The organism is Jezberella sp. (assembly GCF_964834465.1).
In genome coordinates, this window is sequence record NZ_CBAZRM010000002.1 from 209,759 (window position 1) to 224,733 (window position 14,975).

At 54.4% G+C, this 14,975-nt stretch carries 15 protein-coding genes; 6 read left to right on the forward strand and 9 right to left on the reverse strand.

All coding sequences use genetic code 11. The annotated features are described in order from the left end of the window. Window positions 1-23: 23 nt before the first annotated feature. The 3 genes from AC1W8Y_RS02335 to rsmB are packed head-to-tail and all read right to left on the reverse strand — an operon-like array spanning window position 24 to window position 4,260. Window positions 24-2,306, reverse strand: coding sequence for a sensor histidine kinase (locus AC1W8Y_RS02335; protein WP_482012845.1), 2,283 nt, complete (start codon window positions 2,304-2,306; stop codon window positions 24-26). Next, a complete protein-coding gene (locus AC1W8Y_RS02340) occupies window positions 2,303-2,914 on the reverse strand; it encodes a DUF4390 domain-containing protein (RefSeq protein WP_482012846.1) in 612 nt (203 codons plus the stop codon). The genes AC1W8Y_RS02335 and AC1W8Y_RS02340 overlap by 4 nt, the downstream gene beginning before the upstream one ends. A gap of 14 nt (window positions 2,915-2,928) precedes the next feature. Continuing rightward, the gene (rsmB, locus tag AC1W8Y_RS02345; RefSeq protein WP_482012847.1) at window positions 2,929-4,260 is read right to left on the reverse strand and encodes a 16S rRNA (cytosine(967)-C(5))-methyltransferase RsmB; all 1,332 of its coding nucleotides are present in this window, start codon (window positions 4,258-4,260) and stop codon (window positions 2,929-2,931) included. 87 nt (window positions 4,261-4,347) lie between these two features. Here rsmB and rimO point away from each other — a divergent pair, with 87 nt between their 5' ends. From rimO to AC1W8Y_RS02360, 3 genes are all read left to right on the forward strand, one after another. Beyond that, window positions 4,348-5,664: a 30S ribosomal protein S12 methylthiotransferase RimO gene (gene rimO / locus AC1W8Y_RS02350; RefSeq protein WP_482012848.1), complete on the forward strand. Its 1,317-nt coding sequence runs from the start codon at window positions 4,348-4,350 to the stop codon at window positions 5,662-5,664. A gap of 8 nt (window positions 5,665-5,672) precedes the next feature. Further along, window positions 5,673-6,620, forward strand: a complete 948-nt coding sequence (gene fmt, locus AC1W8Y_RS02355; RefSeq protein ID WP_482012849.1) for a methionyl-tRNA formyltransferase — start codon at window positions 5,673-5,675, stop codon at window positions 6,618-6,620. A 146-nt stretch (window positions 6,621-6,766) separates the two neighbouring features. Continuing rightward, window positions 6,767-7,480, forward strand: a complete 714-nt coding sequence (locus AC1W8Y_RS02360; RefSeq protein ID WP_482012850.1) for a hypothetical protein — start codon at window positions 6,767-6,769, stop codon at window positions 7,478-7,480. Between the two features lie 58 nt (window positions 7,481-7,538). Here the strand turns inward: AC1W8Y_RS02360 and AC1W8Y_RS02365 are convergent, their stop codons facing one another. Genes AC1W8Y_RS02365 through def form a run of 3 tightly spaced genes read right to left on the reverse strand, consistent with a single transcriptional unit; the run spans window position 7,539 to window position 8,828 of the window. Next, window positions 7,539-8,018, reverse strand: coding sequence for an N-acetyltransferase family protein (locus tag AC1W8Y_RS02365; protein ID WP_482012851.1), 480 nt, complete (start codon window positions 8,016-8,018; stop codon window positions 7,539-7,541). Next, a complete protein-coding gene (locus AC1W8Y_RS02370; RefSeq protein ID WP_482012852.1) occupies window positions 8,002-8,316 on the reverse strand; it encodes a SemiSWEET family sugar transporter in 315 nt (104 codons plus the stop codon). The genes AC1W8Y_RS02365 and AC1W8Y_RS02370 overlap by 17 nt, the downstream gene beginning before the upstream one ends. Continuing rightward, the gene (gene def / locus AC1W8Y_RS02375) at window positions 8,316-8,828 is read right to left on the reverse strand and encodes a peptide deformylase (RefSeq protein ID WP_482012904.1); all 513 of its coding nucleotides are present in this window, start codon (window positions 8,826-8,828) and stop codon (window positions 8,316-8,318) included. Before def ends, AC1W8Y_RS02370 begins: the two co-directional genes overlap by 1 nt. A gap of 142 nt (window positions 8,829-8,970) precedes the next feature. Between def and dprA the strand changes: the two genes are divergently transcribed. From dprA to azu, 3 genes are read left to right on the forward strand one after another with little or no spacing between them, the layout of a single operon-like run. After that, the gene (dprA, locus tag AC1W8Y_RS02380) at window positions 8,971-9,906 is read left to right on the forward strand and encodes a DNA-processing protein DprA (RefSeq protein ID WP_482012853.1); all 936 of its coding nucleotides are present in this window, start codon (window positions 8,971-8,973) and stop codon (window positions 9,904-9,906) included. Window positions 9,907-9,924: 18 nt separating this feature from the next. Continuing rightward, entirely contained in the window at window positions 9,925-10,833 is a 909-nt protein-coding gene (locus AC1W8Y_RS02385) for a hydroxymethylglutaryl-CoA lyase (RefSeq protein WP_482012854.1), read from the forward strand. Continuing rightward, complete coding sequence (gene azu / locus AC1W8Y_RS02390; protein WP_482012855.1) at window positions 10,833-11,348, forward strand: azurin; 516 nt, start codon at window positions 10,833-10,835, stop codon at window positions 11,346-11,348. Before AC1W8Y_RS02385 ends, azu begins: the two co-directional genes overlap by 1 nt. A gap of 26 nt (window positions 11,349-11,374) precedes the next feature. Here the strand turns inward: azu and AC1W8Y_RS02395 are convergent, their stop codons facing one another. The 3 genes from AC1W8Y_RS02395 to AC1W8Y_RS02405 all read right to left on the reverse strand — a co-directional run bounded on the left by AC1W8Y_RS02395 (window position 11,375) and on the right by AC1W8Y_RS02405 (window position 14,929). Further along, window positions 11,375-12,646 carry a phenylacetate--CoA ligase family protein gene (locus tag AC1W8Y_RS02395; RefSeq protein ID WP_482012856.1) on the reverse strand — a complete coding sequence of 424 codons (1,272 nt, stop codon included), beginning with the start codon at window positions 12,644-12,646 and terminating at the stop codon, window positions 11,375-11,377. Window positions 12,647-12,707: 61 nt separating this feature from the next. Then, window positions 12,708-13,526, reverse strand: a complete 819-nt coding sequence (locus AC1W8Y_RS02400) for an ABC transporter ATP-binding protein (protein WP_482012905.1) — start codon at window positions 13,524-13,526, stop codon at window positions 12,708-12,710. Between the two features lie 77 nt (window positions 13,527-13,603). Then, the gene (locus tag AC1W8Y_RS02405; RefSeq protein ID WP_482012857.1) at window positions 13,604-14,929 is read right to left on the reverse strand and encodes an ABC transporter substrate-binding protein; all 1,326 of its coding nucleotides are present in this window, start codon (window positions 14,927-14,929) and stop codon (window positions 13,604-13,606) included. Between the last annotated feature and the right edge of the window lie 46 nt (window positions 14,930-14,975).

The window sequence follows — 14,975 nt, forward strand, 5'->3', positions numbered from 1 at the left end:
TGTGCCGTGCCATGATCACTGCATCATTTGTGCAATTCTACTCGCGCAACAAGTCGCGTAAATAACATCGAAATCCGGGCTCCACCGTCGCGACGGTTAGACACATCAATTCGCCCACCGTGCTCTTCGATGATCTTTCTGACAATCGCCAAACCAAGCCCGGTACCCTGCGCCTTGGTCGTCACATAAGGTTCAAAAACGCGCTGTAAAACGTGTGCTGGGAATCCCGGACCGCTATCCATCACAGTAAAGCGCACCGATTGGATAGAAGAGCCATCTTGTTGCGTTGCGTCTGCCAACTGCGTTGACACCATGATGGCGGCATCAGCCTGAGGCGCATCGGTCAGGGCATCACGCGCGTTGGCTAATAAATTATGGATCACTTGCCTCAGTTGGGTTGAGTCCCCTTCGATCAGCGGCAGATTAGGTGCCAGAGATACTTCGAGCCGCCAAGGTAGCGACTGTGCGTCTGAGGCTGCAGCGTCTGGCTCCCAGCCGTAAAGCGTCAAGACGTCATCCACGAGGGCATTCAAGTCAATGGGTAACAAGGCCGCCGTCGGCTTGCGAGCGTACTCTTTGAAGTCATCCACCATGTGCTTGAGCGACGTCACTTGATTCACAATCGTTGTCGTCGATCTTTCAAGCAATTGCGCGTCCGCCGGTTCAAGCTTATGGGCAAGCTTCATCAACAGCCGTTCGGCAGACAGCTGAATTGGGGTAAGTGGATTTTTAATTTCGTGCGCGAGGCGGCGGGCGACTTCGCCCCAAGCGACAGAGCGGTTTGCCGAGATCACTTCACTAATGTCATCAAAGACGACCATATAGCCATTGTTTTGACCATCCACGCTCAGATGAGTACCGCGCGCCAACACGGTCACGGTGTGTTGGCTATCGCGCACGCCCTTGGCCTCAATCATCAGTTCGAATTGCTCTTGCCAGTGGGTTCGTTCTGAGCCGACTGCGGTGTGTTCTGCAAAGGCCTGCCGAATCCGGTGTGCGAAATCCAGCATCCCATCTATCGTTTCAAGGGGGCGGCCGGGGCATGCTCTCAAATCAGCGCACAGAATCGTTTGTGCGCCGCTGTTAAAGGTCGTGACGCGAAACTGCTCGTCAAACACCAGCACCCCAGCTGACAAATTGGCCAACACGCTTTCTAGGTAAACATTGGATCGCACTAACTGCGTTCGGTTCGTTTCAACCAGCCGTCTGGCGTCATCCAACTGCTTTGTCATCGCATTAAACGAGCGGGTTAACTGACCCACTTCGTCACGCGACAGTGGCTCGGGTAAAGGGCGATAATCGCCAACAGTCACCGCGTGCGTACCCGCAGCGAGCGTCAGCAACGGGCTCACCAGCTTTTTGGACAAATACAAAGCAACGGCAATTGCGGCAAAGACGGCCAGAAGCAAGGCCAACGTTAAGGTGATCCCATACAAATTGCGCAGACTTCTGCGTGACAACGCGAGTTCTTGGTAGTCGAGGTTACCGGCTTGGACCTCGCTGGCATTGCGAGCAATTTTGTCCGGCAATGGTTGGATCAGTTGCAGCCACCGTGTCTCCGTATTGACCCCCAGCGAAACGTCTCCACGATCCAAGGAGCCCAGAGGAACAATCACGCGCAACTGCAACGGGGAGTCAAGCGCACCGCGGGCGACCTCATCAGTGGCCGCCGCAGCATAACCCCGCGTCATCCGTAGTTGGTTTAACACCGAGGCGGGCGGCATCGGGGGTAACAAGGTGCCGAGTTTGTCGGTTGAAAACGCAATCAGTCTGCCCGTGTTGGTAAACACCATGACATCATTGAGCCCGTTGGCCTCTCGTAATCGTGTAATGACCCCTGCCATCTCGGCATCGGGGGTCGAGGTGAGCTCGGGGCTCATGGCACGGGCCCGAGAATCCAGCTCGGTCAGTTGAGCATCAATGGCGGCGCGACCGAGTGCCAAGCCGGATTCAAGTGCCGTATCGACTCTGACGTTAAACCACGACTCAATCGAACGCGACATGAACTGGACAGACAAGGTGTAGATCAATGCACCAGGCAATACACCAATCAATGCAAACGCCAGCGCAAAACGGGCGGTCAAGCGCGCGCCAAATTGCCCGCGGCGAAGTTGCCCGAGTAAATTTGCGGTCAGCGCAACGACCCAGACAAATAGCGCCAACGCAAGTGCGCCATTGAGCCACAGCAAGAGGGTTTGGTACTCTGCAACGCGCGATGCGTTACCCGTTGACCAAGCCAACAACCCAAAGAGCGCAAAACCACTCACCACACCTACGATCATCGCCAATCGAAGTAAACGATTCATTTGGCGGGCTCGGTCGTGGTCACAGAAAAATCAAACGGGGCCCAGTCGCTTGCCAAGAGCCAAGCACCTCGATTCAGCGCATCGATCTGCAGCGGCCTGGCGAGCTGAGAGTTATCCAATCTGATCCTGACTTTACCGTCATAACGAACGCGAGCGTCAAAGCGATCAATCGGCGCAATCGGCCAGTCACGCAGTTGTCCCAGGGCGTTTAGCCCTTCTTTCAAACTGGTCATGGGAATCGCCAAATCACCAGCCGCGAGACGCCATTGCCGGGTTAAGGTGTTGTAGGTCAAGCGGCGAGTCAGAGACGCTTCAACGATTTTATGATCAAACCACCACCAGCGTGATTGTCCTATTTCGATATCCACGGTGAAATACAGTGGGACGCCGCGCTCGAGCGCCTCAATCATCACTCGATTGAGTTCGAGCGAAAAATTGGCATCGATATTGAGCTGACCCTGTGCGATTCTTGGTTCAATCAGGGTCACACGAGCTTCGGCCGCATCAGCTTTAACGCTAGCGAGCATCACAAAGAAGGCCACGGTCAGGCAATGCCAAAGGCTGACCGATTTTTGCTTTTTGTTCGATAACGATGCAAAGTCAATCATGCATACCCCGTGATTTAAGCACTGCGAGCAAAGAGCGCGTAAAAGAAACCATCGTGGTCGTGTTGACTGTGATCTGCCGATCGTGTGACCGGCAAGAGTTGCCCGGGTGCAGCTAATCTCATCGCGTCGCTGTGTTGCTCTGCAAACTCACTCGCCAGCAACTCGCCTTCTTGGGGAAACACTGAACACGTCACGAGCAACAACTTACCACCAGGCGCTAAAGTTTGCCAGAGTTGATGCAGGATTTCCCGTTGCTGCTTAGCCATACGGTCAATATCTTTTTCTTGCCTCAGCCAACGAATATCTGGATGTCTTCGCACAATGCCCGACGCCGTGCAAGGTACATCAGCCAGAATCACCTCAAACGGTTTCTTATCCCACCAGCTATCAATCAGGCTTGCATCCGCTACTTTGAGATGAACCTCAGTCGACAACAAACCCAAGCGCTTTAGATTTTGCTGCACCCGGTCTAATCGACTTTCATCGACATCCAAGGCGGTCAATTCGATGTTTGCCAGCTCTAGCAGGTGGGCGGTTTTGCCGCCCGGGGCGGCGCACGCATCCAGCACTCGCATGCCGTCCTTGACCTCAAGCAATCCTGCGGCGAGTTGCGCCCCTGCATCCTGCACCGACCACCAGCCCTCGTGATAGCCTGCCAACGAGGTAATGCCACGCGGTTGATCCACGATGAGACTATCCAAACCAATCACTGTACAAGTCAACCCCTGTGCAGCGAGAGCATCCACCACTGAAGTCACCGTCGCCCGTCGACGATTGATCCGCAGGGTCAAAGGGGGCGGGGTATTGGACACCTCAAAAATCCGCTGCCATTGATCCGGGTAGGCTCGGCGCAAACGATGTACCCACCAGGCAGGATGGTTGTAGCGCGCTTCCAAGTTTGAATTGAGTTTGGACAACAGGGCGTCGCGTTCACGTTGAAAGCGACGTAAAACCGCATTCACCATCCCTCGATAGGACACCAGATCGCGTTGCAACTGGGTTGCCGAGACACTCTGGTCTACCAGTGTATGCACAGCGTAAAGCGGTGTCCCCGAGGGTGTGCTGCCCTTGATCGCTTGAAGACTCGCCTCCAGCAGCACGAGACTCAAGCCGATCAACGCAGACACGACCGGATTGGGCGGCGCGCGTTGCACCAGCAAAGCGGTCAAGCCTTTGGCTAAGCCCCAATGTCGCATCGCGTAAAAAGCTAATGCTTGCGTCGATGGTCTGAGCTCTGTCGGGATGTGCGTGATCGCTTCGGTCAGGGAGCGACCACTTTCAACATCGGCTAGCACGTGTGCTGCGGCAACCAAAGTATCGGATAGTGCGGGTGCGTGATTCGTCATAGGACGGATTGTAGGCTGACTCGTCCATTCACACGCTAAAATCCACTTCTTTTCTGAATGTGGGCGCAAGCCCTCAAGGTGTCCTCCATGTCCTCCCCCAAAGTCGGTTTCGTCAGCCTCGGCTGTCCTAAAGCGCTGGTTGATTCTGAGCGAATTCTGACCCAGTTGCGTACCGAGGGCTACCAAATCGTGCCCGATTACGATGGTGCCGATGTCGTCGTCGTCAATACCTGTGGCTTTATCGATAGCGCGAAAGCCGAATCGCTTGACGCGATTGGTGAGGCAATTGCCGAGAATGGCCGCGTCATTGTGACCGGATGCATGGGGGTGGATGAGGCCGTGATTCGCGCTGTGCATCCGAGTGTGCTGGCGGTGACTGGCCCACAGCAATATGAGCAGGTCGTGCGGGCAGTTCACGACGCGGCCCCCCCTGACTTGTCACATGACCCTTTTGTCGATTTAGTGCCCCCTCAAGGGATCAAGCTCACCCCTCGTCACTTCGCTTATTTGAAGATTTCTGAAGGCTGCAACCATCGTTGCAGTTTTTGCATCATCCCCTCAATGCGCGGCGATCTGGTGAGTCGGCCTGTCGGCGATGTGCTTGATGAGGCGCAGCGCTTGGTCAATGCAGGCGTCAAAGAGGTCTTGGTCATTTCCCAGGACACCAGCGCCTATGGTGTTGACATCAAGTATCGCAGTGGTTTTTGGGGCGGCCGCCCTGTCAAGACCCGCATGACTGAACTGTGCGAAGCACTCGGTGAACTGGGGGTTTGGGTTCGCCTGCACTACGTCTATCCATACCCAAGCGTTGACGAAGTGATCCCTTTAATGGCGCAAGGCAAGATCCTGCCCTACTTAGATATCCCGTTTCAACACGCCAGCCCCCGCATACTGAAGTTGATGAAGCGACCTGCCTTTGAAGACAAGACACTTGCGCGCATCAAAAAATGGCGCGAACAATGCCCAGACTTAACCATCCGATCCACTTTTATTGTGGGGTTTCCTGGCGAAACGGAAGAAGATTTTGAATATTTGCTCAACTGGATGACTGAGGCACAGCTCGATCGCGTAGGTTGTTTTCAATATTCACCGGTCGACGGCGCGCCTGCCAACGAACTCGCAGACCCAGTCCCTGATGATGTCAAGCAAGACCGCTGGGAGCGCTTCATGGCGCATCAGCAGGCAATATCCACCGCTCGGCTGGCGCGCAAAGTGGGCACAGAAATCGACGTGTTGATTGATGAAGTCGATGAGGATGGCGCCATCGGCAGATCAAGCGCCGATGCCCCCGAAATTGACGGCTGCGTTTATGTCGATAGCGAACAAGTGCTCAAGCCGGGCGATATCGTTCGCGTTCGCGTGACCGAATCCGACGAATACGATTTATGGGGTGACACTGTTTGAGTCAGTCGATGGCTTTACGTGTTGGCTTTGCGGGCACACCTGCATTCTCGCAGCTCGCTTTGCGAGCCATTGTCGAGGCTGGGTTTACCGTGCCACTCGTGATGACTCAGCCTGATCGACCCGCTGGGCGGGGGTTGAAATTACACCCAAGTCCGGTCAAAGCCGAGGCGGTTGAACGATCCATCCCCGTTATCCAACCTCGCAGCCTGCGACTTGATGGCAAATACCCCGAAGAGGCGCTAGTCGCACAACAGGCGTTGCTTGACGCCAAACTGGATGTCTTAGTGGTCGCTGCTTACGGGCTGATCTTGCCGCGCTGGGTTCTCGATCTGCCTCCATTCGGTTGCCTCAATATCCACGCAAGTTTGTTACCACGCTGGCGCGGGGCCGCCCCGATTCAACGCGCGATTGAGGCAGGTGATCGCGAGACAGGCGTCACCATCATGCAGATGGACGAGGGGCTGGATACGGGGGATATGTTGCTCGTTGAAGCAACCCCGATCACAGAAATGACCACGGCGGCCAGCCTGCATGACACGCTAGCCACCATGGGCGCGCGCTTGATCATTCAGGCGCTCGAGGGGCTCGATGTGCTCACCTCGTTGCGCACGCAACAGCCTTCAGTGGGCGTCACCTACGCCAGCAAACTCGATAAGGCCGAAGCGATGCTTGATTTATCACGGCCAGCAACTGAACTGGCTCGTCGTATTCGTGCCTTCAATCCCGTGCCAGGTGCGACGCTAACCCTGCCTGGCATGACTGACCCGATCAAGGTGTGGGATGCTGTCGCGGTTTCAGACTCGTCGTCGCGACCACCAGGTACGCTCGTCAATGCCAGCTCGCAAGGCATCGACCTGGCAACCGGCGACGGGATATTGCGACTACTTGAGTTGCAGCGAGCTGGGGGTAAGCGCCAGACCGTGTCAGTTTTCGTGCAGGGCTGGATGACCACCTAACCGACGTCGTTGTTGAGCAGCTGGCGCTGGTGTCGCAATGATCGGCACGATGATCGAATGACAGACGCACTTTAAAGCCCTATCGATACCTAATTAATGCTTAACATCTCACAGAAAATGACTTATCCTTGCAACCTTGCAATCCAATGCTTATGTCGTTGGTTGGGCACGTCAATTTATTCGAGGATGCTATGCGTTTTGCGGGGTTGTTATTCGTCGTTTTTTTAGCAGGATGTTCGATCACCCAACCTATCGAGAACGCACCGATTACGCCCTTGACGACATTTACGCTGGCTCAAAGCCCTTGCCAACAAGACGCGATCGGCACTGACGCTTCTCATGCACCGTCACCAGGCCATGTTGAAACCGCGTCGACAGAGTGCCCGAATGTGCACGACGCGACCGCCACCGAACCGTTAAACGCTGATACCCCAAGCCCGCAAACTCGCAACCACGCGATCAAAGACGCGGTTAATCGCTTGATGTCTCAGCGTGCCGCTATCTGTTTAGATAAGACGTATGCAGCTATCTGTGCAAAAACCACCGCTTTCGGTCTCGAAGTCACGGACTCAAAAATGGTCGACAAATCCACCATTACAGCGGCTGAAAAAGAACATTTCGTCGGCTTCTTTTCAACGATCGACAGATTAAATCTCGATGCGATCCGCTTGCTTAAGGGCTCGGAAAATCAAAAGGATGCGGACGTTATCAAATACATGGAATCCATAGAAAGACCCGCCATTCTAAAAAACCGCGGAGATCTCTATGAGGGCCGACAAACTTGGGGAGAATACAACCGCAGGCGTAAGCAGATCAGCGACGCCGAACTGGCTGAGCGCAGAGCAATTCTGGCTCGTTAACAGGTTCGAATAACTCATTCTGTGCGTTCAGGGCGGTATACCTCGCCTCAATCTGCGATCAGGACAGCGGATGGGTGTAAACAATAAAACCGCTGTTCTGAGCGACTTTGTCATACAGCATTCGCCCAGCTGCATTAGTCTCATGCGTCAACCAGAAGACGCGGCCATAGCCATTTTCTCGAGCGGTGGTGTACACCGCCTCGATCAGTCGACGGCCAACACCTTTACCTCTCAAGGTTTCTTTGGTGAAAAGATCTTGCAAATAACAATCTTGCAGACGAGAGGTACTACGAAGAAAAATGTAATGAACTAGCCCAACCAGTTGACCCTCAAACACGGCAACCAAGGCATTGACAGGTTCATCGGGATCGAAGAAGCGAGCCCAGGTCGTTTGCGTAATATGGGGGTCGAGTGCAGTAGCCCCGTGGCGTCCGTAAAAAGCGTTATACCCCTCCCAGAGCGGCAGCCAAGCTTGGTAGTCTTCTTTCTCAACCGGTCTGACGTGAACAAGGTTAGACATACTATGTTTCGCTTTCATCGGTCTCTTGTCTGTGCTGATCAGCCAACCGAGGTCGGGCGATCTCTTTTATTTTTAAAAGCAAGATAGTGCTTGAAAAAACAATGGTAATCAAATTTGCCACGACCACCGGCACTGACTCGATCATGACGCCGTAAGCCAGCCAGAAAAAGACACCCGCAGTAAACAGGATGTACATCGTCAATGAGATCGATTGGGTATCTCGCGTTTTAATCACTTTAATGGTTTGAGGCAAAAAAGCAGAAGTGGTCAGTGTGGCCCCGATATAACCAACCACTTCAACGTTGATGCCAGGCATCACGCTTTGAGCGCTTCGCGTTCGGCTTTTCGCAGTTTGGCTTTAAGACGCGTTTGTTTCAGCATCGATAGATGCTGAACAAATACCTTACCATTCAAGTGATCGATTTCGTGTTGTACGCATACCGCCAACAAGCCCTCCGCATCAAATTCAAAGGGCTCGCCCGACAAATCTAACGCACGCACACGAACGGTCGCTGGGCGTTCAACCTCGTCATAGACATCTGGGACTGAAAGACAGCCTTCTTCGTAGACTTTTTTCTCGTCAGACTTGTCAAGAATCTCGGGATTGATCAAGACGCGAAGTTCGTTTTTCTCTTCGCTGACGTCAATCACGACAACCCGCTGATGCACGTTTACCTGCGTTGCCGCCAATCCGACGCCTGGTGCGTCATACATGGTTTCAGCCATGTTTTTGACCAGCTCGCGAATATGATCGTCGACGGCCATCACCGGTTTGGCCACTTTGTGCAAACGCGGATCTGGGTAATGCAGAATTTCTAGCAGTGCCATGGTCGTCATTAAAAACGCCACTTTGACGCAGCGTGTATAGAGGTAAGTCCTTATTTTAATTGATTTCGTCAGCGTTAGATAGAGGGATTTTTTTAACCATCAGTGCCGCAGCCATTGAGTAGACCATGACAAAATCAACGCGATGAACCTATCAAAAATTGCCCAAAAAGTCGTGACCTTTCACGACCCCCAGTACCCCGAACCGTTACGACAGATCAGTCGTGCCCCCAAGGCCTTTTTTACGTGTGGCAATCTAGCGCTCCTGCAAAGACGTAAGTTGGCAATCGTCGGCGCCCGACATCCGACGCCAGATGGCCGCGATAATGCCTATGCATTTGCCAAATACCTGGCTGAAAGCGGATTTTGCATCGTGAGTGGCCTTGCTCTAGGGATTGATGGGGCAAGTCATGAAGGCGCTTTAACGGCAGGCCGTCAGGGGGGTGGCACGATCGCCGTCTTAGGCAACGGTCTGGATGTCATCTACCCACCATGCCATGCCTCGCTCGCACAGCGCATTCTGGATGAAAACGGTTTGCTCCTGTCTGAGTTTCCTTTGGGGACACCGCCGTTGCGGCGTCACTTCCCAACACGTAATCGTCTGGTGGCGGGACTATCGCTCGGCGTTATCGTGGTTGAGGCCGCCAGTAAAAGCGGTTCGCTCATTACCGCGAGGCTAGCCAATGACATGGGCCGCGAGGTGTTTGCTATCCCTGGCTCTATTCACTCACCCCTGTCGCGCGGGCCGCACGCATTGATTCAGCAGGGGGCCAAACTGGTCGAGTGCGCTGCAGACATTTTGTCTGAACTCGCGCCCAACTCGATCTCACCCCAAGGGGCAAACTTGCCCTTTGGGCCGGCTCCCTTTTTGCCGCTCGAAGGCACCAGTGAACCCTCATCGCCACTGCTTCGCGTAATCGGCTACGATCCAGTGTCAGAAGATGTCTTGTTGCGTCGGTCAAACATGTCTTTGAGCCAACTCAGCGCAGAACTGCTTAACCTAGAGTTGCGAGGCCTTATTTCTCGTTGCGCTGACGGCAGAATTGCCAAAGTTCGCAGCAAGCACGGTCACGTTGCTTAATTCGAGAGATTTACGATCATGTCATTGCCCCAATCCGTCAAAGTCGTCGAGGTGTCCCCTCGCGACGGTTTGCAGAACGAAAAAACGTTTATCGATACCGCCATCAAAGTAGCGCTGGTGAATCGCCTGAGCGACGCTGGCTTTGTCAATGTTGAGGCGGCCTCCTTTGTGTCACCAAAATGGACACCTCAAATGGCAGACGCCACCGAGGTCATGCAACAAATCAGACGCCGGCCTGGTACGATTTATTCGGCGCTCACCCCAAATATGAAAGGGTTTGAAGCGGCTCACGCGGCTTCTGTCGATGAAGTCGTGATTTTTGGTGCCGCCAGCGAATCTTTTTCACAGAAAAACATCAATTGCTCGATTGCCGAATCACTCGAACGTTTTGAGCCAGTTGCCCAAGCAGCCCTTGCGTCCGGACGACGCCTTCGTGCCGCCGTGAGCTGTGCGCTCGGGTGTCCCTATGAGGGCGCTGTTTCTATTGATCAAGTCGTGGCCGTTGCCAAAAAATTTGATCAAATGGGTTGCCACGAAATTGATATTGCAGACACCATCGGGGTGGCGACCCCTGCACTCGTGAGACAAGTCATGGGCGCAGTCGGTCAAGTTGTCGACCCTCGCAAACTCTCGGGGCACTTTCACGACACCTACGGGCAAGCGGTTGGCAACATCATGGCCGCCCTTGAGGCGGGCATCACCATTTTTCACAGCTCTGTTTCTGGCCTTGGGGGTTGTCCTTACGCAAAAGGGGCCACTGGCAACGTGGCGACCGAAGATGTGTTGTATCTCTTGCGCGGTTTAAACATCGACACCGGGGTTGATTTTGATGAAGTGGTCGATATTGGTCAGTGGATATCAGCCCACCTGAACCGCGCCGGGGGAAGTCGCGCCGGCAACGCCAGTTTCGCGAAACGGGCGGCCTGATGTCAACGATCAAGCTCTGCGCACTATCAGCCGTGAAAGCCCTCAACGTCACTGCGTTTTTTGTTGGGTTATGCCTCGCTGGGTCGTTAGTGCAAGCGGCGACAGACTCGCCAACAAAAGTGATCTGCTCAGCGACCATCCATGCAGACGACGCATATCACTTTACGCCTGAGCATCTCGAGATCCCTGCGTCTTGCCGCGACTTCACGGTGACACTCAAGCATGTCGGTCGCCTACCCAAAGCAGCCATGGGCCACAACTGGGTGTTAACCAGTACCACCGACGCCCCGCGGGTAGCCAGAGACGGTTTGATTGCTGGTCTGGATAACAACTTCGTCACCCCTGGTGATAAACGCGTGATCGCGTTCACCCGAGTGATCGGTGGCGACGATAGCGCAACGGTCACGTTCTCGACACTCGCGCTCAAGCCCGGAGAGCGCTACGCTTTTCAATGCACCTTCGGGGGTCACTCTGCGCTGATGCAAGGCAGCTTGCGGATCAACGACGCTAAGTGAGTCGTCATCGCCTGGCCACTGCTTGACTAGTCGTACTTGCGGAGATCCTCGATGACTTTGCCGTCGTTGGGCAACGCGGTCGGTGCAAGCACCTCGACTTCAGCCCTTAACTTTGTCACATCTCGCACCACTTGTTCAAGCCGGGAGACCCAGTCGGGAGCTGTCACTGGGCACTCAACCTTGAGCGTCATTTGATCGGATCCCATACTGCCGCTGACGACGAGTCGTGCTTTGATGATTTCGGGAAACTTAGCAATCACCTGCGCAACCTGCGCAGGATGCACAAACAGGCCTCTTACTTTAGTCGTTTGATCGGCGCGCCCCATCCAACCACGAATGCGGGTGTTGGTTCGACCGCAGGGCGAGAGCCCCGGCAAGATCGCTGACAAGTCGCCCGTCCCGAATCTGACCAGCGGGTAAGTCGCATTCAATGTCGTCACGACGACCTCACCGACTTCCCCTTCTGGCACCACCTCATTGGTACCCGGCCTGACGATCTCCAGAATGATATCTTCACTGAGCACAAGTCCCTCTCGGGCTGGCGTTTCGTAGGCAATCATCCCCAGATCGGCAGTGCCATAGGTCTGGTAGACGTCAACCCCACGCGCCAAGAACCAGTCACGTAACGATGGTGGCAACGCCTCGCCAGACATCAGTGCGCGCTTCAGTGATGGCAGCGTCATGCCGAGCTCATCGCCTTTTTCAAGGATGATTTTCAGAAAGCTCGGCGTACCGGTATAGCCACTCGGTTGCAAATCGGCAATCGCCTGCGCCTGTAGCTCGGTTTGCCCCACCCCAGCCGGGAAAACCGAGCAGCCCACCGCGTGAGCCGCTGTCTCAAACATCGATCCAGCAGGGGTGAAATGATACGAAAAACAGTTGTGAACCAAATCTCCGGCTCGAAAACCTGCCGCATACAGGGCACGAGCGAATCGCCAGTAATCAGGCACCGAACCTTCAGGCTCGTAAAGCGGCCCAGGTGACGCAAACACACGAGGCATGCGCTTGCCCCAGCCGACTGCCGAGAACCCACCGAACACCTTCGCTGCGGCCGTCACGTCGGTCTGAGCAGAGCGGGCTTCGCTTTGTAGGATCAACAAATCAGATTTTCGAACGACAGGCAATCTGCCTAACGCATCCCGTGTATGGATATCAAGAGGATCGACGCCCTCGAGTTGACGTGCGATTGCAGGCGCGTTGGCCACGGCATGCCTTAAAGCATGGGGTAAGGCGAGCAACAGTGCCTGCTCTCGCTCTGCGATATGCCGCGTTTCGGCGACGTCATAAAAAGCAGTCATCTTAAATCTCACGTTGCTTGCACTGACTTCAGTCAAAAAGAGACACGAGCGCTGGTCAGTGTTATGCCAGCCATCGTTTGCGACGACGATAAAACTTCGTGTCTTTGAAGCTCTTTCGCGCACCGCTAGCAATGCCGAGGTAAAACTCTTTCACGTCTTCGTTGGCGGCAAGGCTCTCAGCGGTCCCGTCCATCATGACACGACCATTTTCAAGAATATATCCATAATCAGCATAACGAAGCGCAACGTTGGTGTTTTGTTCAGCGAGTAAAAAACTCACCCCCTCTCGTTGATTCAAATCTTTCACGATTTCAAAAATTTCTTCAACAATTTGCGGCGCCAAACCCATTGATGGCTCATCCAGCAGGATCATCTTGGGTTGCGACATCAAGGCGCGTCCAATCGCACACATCTGTTGCTCTCCCCCCGACGTGTAGCCAGCTTGGCTAGAGCGCCGCTGCTTCAGTCTGGGGAAGTATTCATAGACTCGCTCAAGCGCGCGGGCCAAATCAACTCGAGATAACTTGCGCGTATAAGCACCCGTTAACAAATTATCTTCAATCGTGAGGTGCGCAAAGCAGTGCCGACCCTCCATCACCTGCACAACGCCGCGCTTGACCAGCTCAGCCGGAGAGAGACTTTCGATCCGCTCGCCTCGGTAGGTGATATCGCCCTTGGTCACATGGCCTCGTTCGGCACTCAGCAAGTTTGAAATGGCGCGCAAGGTCGTCGTCTTGCCGGCGCCATTGGCACCGAGCAAAGCAACGACCTTGCCCTCAGGCACAACGAGTGACACCCCTTTGAGCACCAGGATGACGTGGTTATAAATCACTTCGATCCCATTGATATCCAACAGCACCGACGTCGAAGGTTCACCCATCACCGCGCCAGGTTGGGTCGGAACAGACAGCAACGCAGCAGTGGTTGCCGTGGTCATCTCGTCTGCCATGGCTCGCCTTAGTTCTCGCAGGTCACTGGCGTGACATTTTTGTCTTTGGCATATTTGGCCGCGGCTTCCTTGATTAACGGCTCAATCACGTTTTTATCAGACCGGTACCAATCCGATACGAGTTGAAACTTGGCACCGTCCCACTGAACGATCCGCGCCCAATCATCACCGGTGTGGTTCGAACACGACGTCTTAACCGGCCGCATGATGTCGGTAAAACCGATTTCATCCAAACGAGCCTGCGTCAGGTCAAGATGCTCAAGTCCCCAACGTACTTGTTCAGGCGTTACCGATTTGCCTTTACCGAACTTTTCTTGTGCGGTACGAATGGCTTCGACCGTCAGCATCGAGATCATCATGCCACGAGTATGCGCCAGCGTACCGACCGTATTGCCTGCAGTATCAGTGCCCTCGCCTTTGTCATAGACTTTTGCTTTGAGCTCATCATGCACCTTGCCCTTGGCAACACTATTGGCAATGGTAATCACGTTGTAGCCTTTCGCCACCGCACCTAAATCTTTTACGTCGCCTTCTGAACCGGCCCACCAGATGCCATACATTTTTTCGCGCGGATAACCAACACCCTGAGCTTCACGCAATGCCGTTGGCGTCATGATGCCAGCGCTCCAGAGCAACAAGTAGTCGGGCTTGGTCTGGCGAATCTGCAACCAGGTCGACTTCTGCTCAACACCTGGTGCCGTGACAGGGTAGGGTAAAAACTCGAAACCAAGCAGTTGTGCGCGCTTCTGCAGCAGGGGGATTGGCTCTTTGCCATAAGGCGAGTCGTGGTAGACGAGCGCGATTTTCTTGCCTTTCAGTTTATCCAGGCCACCTTCCTTTTTAGCGATATCCTGAATCATGATGTCGGCCGCAGTCCAATAGGTGCCAAGCAGCGGGAAATTCCAGGGAAATACCGAACCGTCCGTGGATTGCGACAAACCATAGCCTACCGTCAGGATGGGTTCTTTATCCCCTGGTGCCTTGTCACTGACGGCAAACGTGATCCCCGTCGATTGAGGATCGTAAGCAGACGCGCCAGTCGGTGCGTGCCCCTTGAGGCGTTCATAGCACTCTACCCCGCGGTCTGTCGCATAGGCAGTTTCACACTCTTCGAAAACAAGCTTCACGCCATTGATGCCGCCGCGCGCGTTGACGAGTTTAAGATAATCCATTTTGCCGTCCGCCCACGGAATCCCGAGAGGCGCAAACGACCCTGTGCGATAGGTCAATAATGGCACGAACTGCTCGTCTGCCAAGGCGGGGGCCGAGAGCGCGACTAGGCCGCCCGCAACCACCAACCCTGCAACTAACGATTTTATGTTGTTGACTGTCATTTCTATCTCCGTTTGATGCTCGAAAACATCGTGTTGAATGGAACCG